This window comes from Corallococcus exercitus (assembly GCF_003611585.1).
Classification (GTDB): domain Bacteria; phylum Myxococcota; class Myxococcia; order Myxococcales; family Myxococcaceae; genus Corallococcus; species Corallococcus exercitus.
The window spans coordinates 1-2,984 of sequence record NZ_RAVW01000680.1 but is presented as its reverse complement, the minus strand read 5'-3'; the positions used below and the strand labels follow the sequence as shown (position 1 = coordinate 2,984).

Sequence of the window (2,984 nt, the reverse complement as noted above, 5' to 3'; positions counted from 1 at the left end):
AGATGTTTATAAGAGACAGCCGCCTGCTCCGCCCTGGTTGTTCGACAGGTAGCCCATGCCGCCTCCCCCCCCCACGATGACGTCCAGGCCTTCAGAGGCCCCCAGGGTGAACGAGCCGGTGGCAGTCACGCCCTTCGAGCCCGTCGTGTTGGCGTTGCCTCCGCCGCCTCCGCCCACGAGTTGGTAGGTGATGAAGAGCGGCACTCCGAAGGGATTGGTCCTGTTCAGGACCGAGGTCACGGCCTTCGTGCAGACGGGGAACTGCAACACGAACTCCTGGGACTTCTTCTGACCGCTGGCATCCTGCACCTGGACGGTCACGGTGTAGTTCGTGGTGATCTGCGGCGTCGTGGGGGCGGTCCAGACGACTTCGCTCCTGCCGGCGGTCGTCGTGGGCGTCCCCAGCACGCCTCCCGTGGCGCTCCAGGTGAAGGTCAGCGCGGTGTTCTCCGGATCATGCGCCGTGGCGTACAGGCGCACCGTGGAGCTCGACTTGACCGTCGCGCTGGACTGGTAGGTGGTGTCGATGACCGGCACCGAGTTGGGGGCTCCCACCAGGCCCACGTTGAGGGTCAGCTCGCCCGTCGTGCTTCCTCCTCGGCCGTCGGTCACGGTGACCTTGGTCTTGCACTTGCCGCTGGAGGGCGCGGTCGCGGGCGCGGTCCAGCTGGGGCTCTTGCTGGCCGTGCCAGCGAAGACGCCGCCGCAATCATCCGTCCAGGCGTACGTCAGCGAATCCCCGTCGGGATCCGACGCGGAAACATCCAGCGTCACGACGCCGCCCGAGGCCACCTGCCCCGAAGGCGTTCCGGTGATCTGCGACACCACCGGCCAGGTGTTGAAGGTGACGTTGACGTTCGCGCTCCCCGTGGCGGTCACGACCGCGATCTGGAGCGAGATGCCGGCCTGTCCACCCCTGCCGTCGTTCACCGTGACGCTCACCGTGTACGTCCCCTGGGTCGCGGGCGCGGTCCAGGTCGGAGCGGAGACCGCGGCATTGCTGAAGGCTCCCCCCGTGGCCGTCCACGAATAGGCGAGGGTGTCACCATCCGCGTCGGTGGCGGTCAGGGTGAGGGCTACCGGCTTGTTGGGTTCGACCTGGGCCGGCGAGACCGTGACGCCGGTGATCTTCGGCGCGCTGTTCACGAACGGGGTGGGGGCCGTGCTCTGCTGGAGCAGCAGCAGCACGGAGGTCGTCTGGGCCGCGGTGATGGTGATGTTCGTCGCCTCGCCCGCGTAGATGACGGTGTTGGAGGCGTTGTATGCCTTGGCGCTGAAGGTCCTGGCCGTCCCGGCGGGGAGGTTGCCAACCACGCCGCCCCACTGGCCCCCGGTCTTATCCAGGTTGGTGGTGACCGTGCTCATGCCCGAGCCCGTGACCGTCAGCTCCACCCGGGTCACCTCGGAGGTGTTGAGCTCCTGGGACCTGACGCCGATCTGGGCGCTCCCCGTAGGTTCACTGCCCACGGGCTCTTCGCCCGCGCAGCCGACCAGCGCCGCGCAGAGTGACACTGCGACACACAACAGCCACGTCCTACCTCGAGGATGCATGAGCCCTCACGGGATGAAAGGCAGATCGCCGCATGAACACAGCGCAACCCCCAAAGTTGATCTGCCATTGATTGGGAAGACGGACTCTATGGGTTGCGAATCGGATTTCAACTCCGGGTGAAACAGACCCGTGGAGTGTCCATGGGGACCCGCGTATGTCTTTGACCTGAAACCTTCCCGGTGGCCCCCTGCGTCAGCGTCAGCAGGGGGAGCCGCCAGCAGTGCCCGGAATTGCTCCATACTGGGGTCACGATGCGACGCGACGAGTCTGGCCTGGTGGTGCTGCCCTCGCGGCTCGCGGGAGTGGAAGGGGTCCGCGTCACGGGTGACACGCGACTGTGATCCGGCGTCTCGACGCGGTACGGCGTCACGGTGGTCTACGCGGGCGCCTTCGACTTCTGGTACCGCGGGCGGAGCATAGGCGGGATAAAGGCCATGTTGAGGGTGAGCGCTGGAGCGCAGGAGCCGAGGAGGGCCGCTGACGGGGCCGCCCGGGCAGTACGCCAGGCGGGTGGAGAAGCCGCGCAGCCCCTTGGAATACACGTCGGCCCAGGCCGCCTTCCCATGAGGTGCGTGGCAGGGGCTTGGTTCTCTTGGCTGGCTGTGGCGGCTTGAGCTTCAACACCACGCGCTCTGGGGTGGCCCTCGCGCAGGGGCCAGGTACGCACTCGCCGTGGGCATGCCCAGGTGCTCCAGAATCGCTCTCACCCCTCCTGCTCGCTTCACGTACGCCAACACTCGCCGCCTGCCTCCACACCTCAAGCACGCGAACACATCCAGGGCGAACGTCCTTTTCAGCAGCCCCGGCCCAGTCCAAACGGGGTGTGCGCTCCTTCCTCGGCTCCTCCACCGTCGCGGCAAAGGCGGGGCTCTCCTTCTCCAGCCCCGGCTCCGCCCCTGCTTGAGGGAGCAGAAATGGACGCACTTTCGCGCCTGGGGCAAAGACGCCGTGGAACCTCGTCAGGTTTGCCCTCGGAGAAGGCACCAGGCTGGCCAGCCGGCGGAGCAGCGTAAGCCCGGTGAAGAGCAGATGCGTCGTGCCGTCCGGCAGCGGGCGCTTCATGCGGTAGGCGATGCGGCCATCCTCCGCTCGTGACAAACGCTCCAGTGCCAGCGCACCGCATGCTCCGTAGCGGCGTAGCCGCTCCAGTCCTTGCCTGTCGTTCGCATGCAGGTGCGTATTGGCGTGCAGGGAGAAACCCTCCAGGAAGGCGCACCGGGGCTGTTTTCGGGGAGGGAGCCGCACGTCCACCTCCGTCCAGCGCAGCCGCTGCTGCAGGGAGTGCGCCTGGTATGCCTGCAGGTGCACTGCCGTCACATGCGCTCGCTTCGCGTTGCAGGAGGGACACACCCCTCGTCCCTTGCACGAGAAGGCGACGAGACACTCGTCCTTGCCCTCACCGCCTCGTACAGCACCGTCCCCTCCGGCGGCC

General features: G+C 67.2%; 2 protein-coding genes. Both read right to left on the bottom strand.

The window, feature by feature from the left end:
- Positions 1-6: 6 nt before the first annotated feature.
- Positions 7-1,467: an Ig-like domain-containing protein gene (locus tag D7W79_RS40755; protein ID WP_158617179.1), complete on the bottom strand. Its 1,461-nt coding sequence runs from the start codon at positions 1,465-1,467 to the stop codon at positions 7-9.
- 451 nt (positions 1,468-1,918) lie between these two features.
- Positions 1,919-2,797 (bottom strand): transposase, encoded by an 879-nt coding sequence (locus tag D7W79_RS45545; protein ID WP_244222253.1) that lies wholly within the window; start codon positions 2,795-2,797, stop codon positions 1,919-1,921.
- Positions 2,798-2,984: the final 187 nt, after the last annotated feature.